The organism is Desulfocicer vacuolatum DSM 3385, from assembly GCF_900176365.1.
Taxonomy (GTDB): Bacteria; Desulfobacterota; Desulfobacteria; order Desulfobacterales; family Desulfobacteraceae; genus Desulfocicer; species Desulfocicer vacuolatum.
In genome coordinates this window covers 1-5,829 of record NZ_FWXY01000053.1, presented here as the reverse complement: position 1 = coordinate 5,829, position 5,829 = coordinate 1, and the positions used below count along the sequence as shown (strand labels likewise).

Annotated in this window: 6 protein-coding genes; 3 read left to right on the top strand and 3 right to left on the bottom strand. The window is 44.4% G+C overall.

The genetic code is table 11. From position 1 onward, the window contains the following. The first annotated feature begins 110 nt into the window (after positions 1-110). Both B9A32_RS20605 and B9A32_RS20595 read left to right on the top strand, forming a co-directional pair. Positions 111-1,241, top strand: a complete 1,131-nt coding sequence (locus B9A32_RS20605; protein ID WP_332308543.1) for a C45 family peptidase — start codon at positions 111-113, stop codon at positions 1,239-1,241. A gap of 614 nt (positions 1,242-1,855) precedes the next feature. Further along, complete coding sequence (locus B9A32_RS20595) at positions 1,856-3,391, top strand: Fic family protein (RefSeq protein ID WP_084072023.1); 1,536 nt, start codon at positions 1,856-1,858, stop codon at positions 3,389-3,391. Positions 3,392-3,517: 126 nt separating this feature from the next. Here B9A32_RS20595 and B9A32_RS20590 read toward each other — a convergent pair whose 3' ends face one another. Together B9A32_RS20590 and B9A32_RS20580 are read right to left on the bottom strand one after the other, a co-directional pair. Further along, positions 3,518-3,751: a HigA family addiction module antitoxin gene (locus B9A32_RS20590; protein WP_332308542.1), complete on the bottom strand. Its 234-nt coding sequence runs from the start codon at positions 3,749-3,751 to the stop codon at positions 3,518-3,520. Positions 3,752-4,161: 410 nt separating this feature from the next. Further along, positions 4,162-5,058 (bottom strand): LysR family transcriptional regulator, encoded by an 897-nt coding sequence (locus B9A32_RS20580; protein ID WP_084072021.1) that lies wholly within the window; start codon positions 5,056-5,058, stop codon positions 4,162-4,164. A gap of 20 nt (positions 5,059-5,078) precedes the next feature. On the opposite strand from B9A32_RS20580, the gene B9A32_RS22000 reads away from it, so the two are divergent. Beyond that, entirely contained in the window at positions 5,079-5,381 is a 303-nt protein-coding gene (locus B9A32_RS22000; RefSeq protein WP_084072020.1) for a hypothetical protein, read from the top strand. A gap of 88 nt (positions 5,382-5,469) precedes the next feature. On the opposite strand, the gene B9A32_RS20570 is transcribed toward B9A32_RS22000, so the two are convergent. Next, positions 5,470-5,829 (bottom strand): transposase (locus B9A32_RS20570; RefSeq protein ID WP_170923942.1); only part of this gene is annotated, 360 nt, incomplete at its 5' end.

Genomic DNA, 5,829 nt, shown 5'->3' with positions numbered 1-5,829 from the left:
TTATATTTTTTTGTAGTGGATCAAATATACACTGTAATTAAAGGCATTTCGAGCTTTTTTTTGATGTTTTTTGTTTAAAACACGCTTATTTTAGGTTTAGTGTGGTTTTCATGGGTTTCACATTGGGTATAATCCTTTGTAATCCTATATCAGCCAGGTCTGCTGACAAGGGCAGGATGGACATCATCCGGCTGAAGGGCACATATACACAGATTGGGCATACCTGGGGCAAAGCAATAAAAAACGATTTGAGGTCAAGCATTGATAATGAACTTAACGGTATTGCCAAGTATATTTCCAAGGAGAAAAGAGATCTCATTGTAATGTCCAACAAATTAATCCCAATGGCACGGGCTTATGACCCCCAATTCATGGAAGTGCTGGAAGGTATGGCAGAAGGTTCCGGTATTTCCTTTGAGGAAATTTTCGCCTTGCGATCCCTGCTGGAATTGATGTTTTACTGCCACAAGTTACCGAATATGTGCACGGCATTTGCCGCCGCAGGGGATGCCACAAAAGACGGTACCACAATTATCGGGCAGAATATTGACTGGCATCCGGGCACGAACATGTCACTTCTAAGGATTTCATGGCCGGGAGGAGCGGAGCAGCTCAGCCTTTGTTTGGGAGGTATCTGGGAATATCCTTTGACCCGACATCCAGACGAAGTGCCATTTGGCCTGACCTCCACACTCACCGTTTCCCTAACTCCTGGGCAGGACTTGAAAAAAGTCCCGCTGTCTATTGTCATGAACCGGGCTGCGCGGCAGAAACGGCTGGAGAGGGCACTGTCCGTATTCGTCAATGGGGAGCAGAACATGGGGGGATTTGTTTTGGCCAGTGCTGAGGATGAGATCATCGGTATTGAACTGGCCAACAACAATTATGAAGTCTTGTTTCCTGAAAGGGGAATGATGATGCGAGCCAACCATTATCTGACCGATCGGTTTAAACCTCTGGATTCTTTTGCCAAATACTGGCCGGATTCCTATCTGCGGTACAACCGGCTCAAGGTGCTTATGCAAAAGGACTGGGGCCGGATTACCCCGGAGCTGATGATGAAGAAACTGACTGATCACAATAACAGTCCAAAATCTTTATGTACACATGTGGACCCGGAAGCGGTGTTCTCTCCTTCCCAGACCCTGGCATCTGTGATCATGGTACCTGAGGAAGGATTGGTATATATTGCCAATGGCAATCCCTGCACGACACCATTCCTGGCATACCGGCTGGAATGATGGTAACGGGGGGCCTAATAGATTTCCTGGCTCTCCCCGACAGATCAAAAAACTATGCTGCTTTGCATAGTAAACATGCCCTCCCAATACTCTGTTTGATTCGTATCATCCTGCGGGATCTTTGGATGTGGATCGGCTGAAGTTTTACCGCTTCACTGACCCGCAGGTCCGCACTGTAAACGGCAAGAAGCAGGGTGTAATGTTTGAGATTGCTGCAGGCTGAAAGTATCTGATCGACTTCTTCTGCGGCTTGTCCGATAGCATGTTCCTTGTTGAATTGTTGTTAGATTGGAAGCAGACCCATTGCCCACTCCGGTAGGGGATCTGTTTTTGGTTCATAATTTCCGAACTTCATAACAATGATTTGTTGAAATGGATTGGCTTTAGAAGAATTATCTAAGATTCTGGCTTCATCCACTATCGATAATGCTATTTTTATAAGAAACTTTATAACCAAATAACCTAATAACGTCGTGACACGAAAGACTAATATTGACACAACGCAATAACCTAATGAAAGATTGACACGATAACCTAACAATGCTAAGACATAATAGCCTAACGGAGATTTAGCGTGATAACCTAACAATTATAAGCGTAGATAGGTTAAGAAAATGGCAACACCACAAGACAAATTAGCGCAGTCCTTGTCTATCCTAAAAGATCTTCAGGATAAAGGATTAGTTGCGATTCATACAAAGAATATGACTCGCACACATCGGGAACGCCTTCGTAAAAACGGTTTTATTAAGGAGGTGATGAAGGGGTGGTACGTCCCTTCAAAGCCAGATGAGCCAGCCGGGGAAAGCACGGCTTGGTATGCTTCATTTTGGGAGTTTTGCGCTGATTACCTAAATACAAGATTTGATAACCGATGGTGTCTTTCAGCAGAACAGTCGTTGATGATCCATAGTGGAGACTGGACGATTCCTTCACAGCTTATCATTAAAACACCTCAGGGAGGGAATAAGCCGGTCACTCTCTTGCATGAAACCTCTTTGATGGCGCTCCGAATGAAATTACCCAACCAAAGAGATCTGGAATACAAAGAGAATTTGCAAATCATGTCCTTATCAGCATCTCTGATTTTTTGTGCGCCAAATTTCTATGAAAATCAAGCTGCAGACATTCAAGTTGCGCTCTCTATGGTTTCTGATGCTTCTGAAATTCTACACAAGCTTCTTGAGGGTGGACATAGTTCAAGGGCCGGTAGGCTTGCTGGGGCCTTTCGACATATTGGTAAAGCGTCCATTGCCGATGATATCATCAATACAATGATCGCTGCCGATTATAAAGTAGTGGAAGTCAATCCTTTCGAAGAAAAGAGAACCTTTCTGTTTGATACTCATATACGATCTCCATATGTGAACCGAATACAAATGGCCTGGTCGAAAATGCGAGAGGTCGTTCTCGATAATTTCCCGACACCCTCACCCCTGCCCATTGATTCTGACAAGTATCTTGATGATGTCGAAGAAAAATATACCAGCGATGCATATCATTCGTTATCCATTGAAGGGTACCAGGTAAGTGCAGAATTGATCGAAAAAGTTTGTGCCGGCAATTGGGAACCGGAGACCAATGCTAAGGACAAAGAGCATAAAGACGCCTTGGCTGCTCGGGGGTATTTCCAAGCTTTCCAGGCCGTAAAAAGAAGCTTAGAAAAAATATTAAATAAAGAACCTGCTGGGGATGTGATGCATTCTGATCATTCAGCATGGTATCGGGAGCTTTTTGCCCCAAGTGTGACTGCAGGCCTTATCGAAGCTACAAATCTTGCTGGATATCGAAATGCACCTGTTTATATCCGAATGTCAAAGCACATTCCGCCATCGTATGAAGTCGTTCGGAGCGATCTTATGCCGGCATACTTCTCTCTTTTAAAGGAGGAAAAGGAACCGGCTGTAAGAGCTGTCTTGGGGCATTTCTTTTTTGTATATATCCATCCTTACATTGATGGCAATGGAAGGATGGGTAGATTTGCAATGAATACCATGCTGGCCGGTGGCGGTTACCCATGGACTATTGTCCCGGTTGAAAAGCGTAAGGATTATATGACCTCCTTAGAGCAAGCAAGCGTCGATAAAAATATAAAACCGTTCACTGTTTTCTTGGCGGATCTTGTTCAAAAGGGAATAGATGGTAAATAACGTGCGCTTCACCCGCCGGGCGGCGCACTACAAAATCCTTTGATAACCAAGTTACAGTTAACACAAGTCTTAGCCGAAAACAAGGGCGGAACCGTGCAGAACCGTCTGAAGGAAGTTTATGCAACTTCAGTATTGTATGCTACTTGAGCACGTAACCAGTAGCCATTGGACAAGCCAAAAAAAACGACATAATCTTAAATCGGTATCTGCTGTGATTGAACGTTTCCCTAAGACAATTTTACTAATACGCTGAGCGGGAACGTCAATTTCTTTGGCTAAACGATATTGGCTAATCCCCATAGGTTTGAGAAACTCTTCCGAAAGGATCTCGCCAGGAGTGATAGGTTGAATTTCGTTCATAATAAATTCTCCTCAGTGGTAATCAACTATTTCCACATTTTCCGCACCTGCATTCGTCCAATAAAAGCAAATACGCCATTGGTCGTTAATGCGGATACTGTGTTGACCTGAACCTTGAACATCTTTCCATAGCCCGGTTTAAAATGGATCTAAAAACCTGCCAGTTGATGTCTATTGTTGATAGGAGCCCCTGATTAGGTCCGATTATTTTTGATGTCTGCAATCCCCTCCAAAGTAAAACCTTTTATGGTGATCCGGTCGCGATTTCAATCTGTTCGGCATTCGTATCCGGATGGTTTTCTTTCACCACGTTTCCGTAGCCGTCCAGCACCATGGTGGTCATTATGGTTCTTTTGCAGGCCGGACATTGGCAAGCCTTTTCGTTTATTGCCACCGGTTCCGAACCTGTCTCAACCCAGGTTTCCAGAGCTTGGCGTACGGATGAGGATACGATTGTTGAGTTCAGCTTCCAGGTAGGTGATAAAAACATCTCTAACGTCGTTTCTTTTCTGCTCATCAATGAAAAGTGCCATGGCGTACATGGGTAATTCTGGCAATTCCAGTTGGGCGGGTGCCTTTTTCATACCGTCCTTTAATGCGCCCCTGGGCAAAACAGAAAACCCCATTCCTGCCTGCACGGCAGCTTGAATGCCCGCAGTGGAATTCCCGGTGTAGACGATCTCCCATTTCCGGTGGATTTTTTCCAGGCTTTCTGTGGCAAGTTTTCTGAAAAGGCAGGGTGACGGGAACAATGCAAGCGGTATGGTTTCAGGGAGGAAGGCGTTTGTATCTTTGCCCACAACCCAGAATAAAGGCTCTTGAATAAAAACCCGGGTGCTTCCCTGGCAGTCATCTTTTCCCGCCACCACCAAATCCAGTTCTCCCCTTTCAAACAAGGGAAGAAGACCGGTGCCCAGCTCGTTATGAACTTCAAGGTGGACATTGGGATATTGTTTCCTGAATCGACTGAGGAGGCCGGGAAGCAGTTCCGGCAAAAAATAGTCCATGAGCCCAATGCGCAGGCGGCCGGTCGCCTCGGGCTGTGTTAACCGGCTAACAGCTTCGTCGTGAACGGATAAAATCCGACTTGCATAGTCCAGTAATATTTCCCCCTCGGGGGTAAGTGAAATATTTTTGCTCGTTCTGTTAAACACCTTTGCGCTCAACCGTTCTTCGAGCCGGCGAATTTTGATGCTCACACCGGCTTGTGTTAAGCCGATATTATTTCCGGCCCGGGTGAAGCTTCCCGTTTCAGCTACTTCCTTGAAGCAGCGCAGCATGTTTATGTCAAGATCTATGGGTATCATGACAATAATAATATTCTGTTATGATAAACATTGCAACTATTAATTTGCCTTATTCTCTTTATGATGTAAAGTTTAACCAACTTAGAGAACACAGAACAGGACATGACAATGATAAATCAAATCGTAAAATTCAATATCAAACCGAACGAACAAGGATAGATCGTGTGAGCGCAGCGAACCACGATCTTATCCTGTTGTTGAACAAGCCCTATGATTATCGGGATGATGGCTATAAGAAAATATCTTTTTTCAAGGAGGGGGCAGGGATTTTTTATGCGCCCCCATATTGGAGAGAGGGCACAGCTATAGCGGAGCTCTTTTGATGAGCTTGTTTAAAAACAATTATAAAATTAACACCTTAGCTTTTTTGATTGTTAATATTCAACTTTGACCCTGGTCAATTAAGTTACTTTAATCCGGGTTAAAAGTTGCCGTTCGTACACCAAGTACAACCATGGGGGTATTGCAACATGGACATTTAAACGCAGGTCTTGGCCGCAAAGACGGTGCTTTGATTTGAACATGCAAAATAAGCTGCACCAAAAAAAGCATTTTTTTTGCATTCCCATGGAGAAATCCGTAATCTCTTACCCTGCGGAAGCCTCTGGGTAACACATGGAGCAGGACAAGATGAAGAAAATCTTCTCCTTTAAGAGTACGCTGTCGCTTTTTACCGGTTTTGCTTTCAATGTAATTGAAGGTCACGTGCCCATTGCGGTTGGAGACAATGTTTTTTTCACTGATGACTCCCCGGTACAAATATCGGGATAA

Coding starts and splice junctions, on each gene's coding strand:
- B9A32_RS20605 (WP_332308543.1), top strand. CDS start 111: ATGGGTTTCACATTGGGTATAATCCTTTGTAATCCTATATCAGCCAGG.
- B9A32_RS20595 (WP_084072023.1), top strand. CDS start 1,856: ATGGCAACACCACAAGACAAATTAGCGCAGTCCTTGTCTATCCTAAAA.
- B9A32_RS20590 (WP_332308542.1), bottom strand. CDS start 3,751: ATGAACGAAATTCAACCTATCACTCCTGGCGAGATCCTTTCGGAAGAG.
- B9A32_RS20580 (WP_084072021.1), bottom strand. CDS start 5,058: ATGATACCCATAGATCTTGACATAAACATGCTGCGCTGCTTCAAGGAA.
- B9A32_RS22000 (WP_084072020.1), top strand. CDS start 5,079: ATGATAAACATTGCAACTATTAATTTGCCTTATTCTCTTTATGATGTA.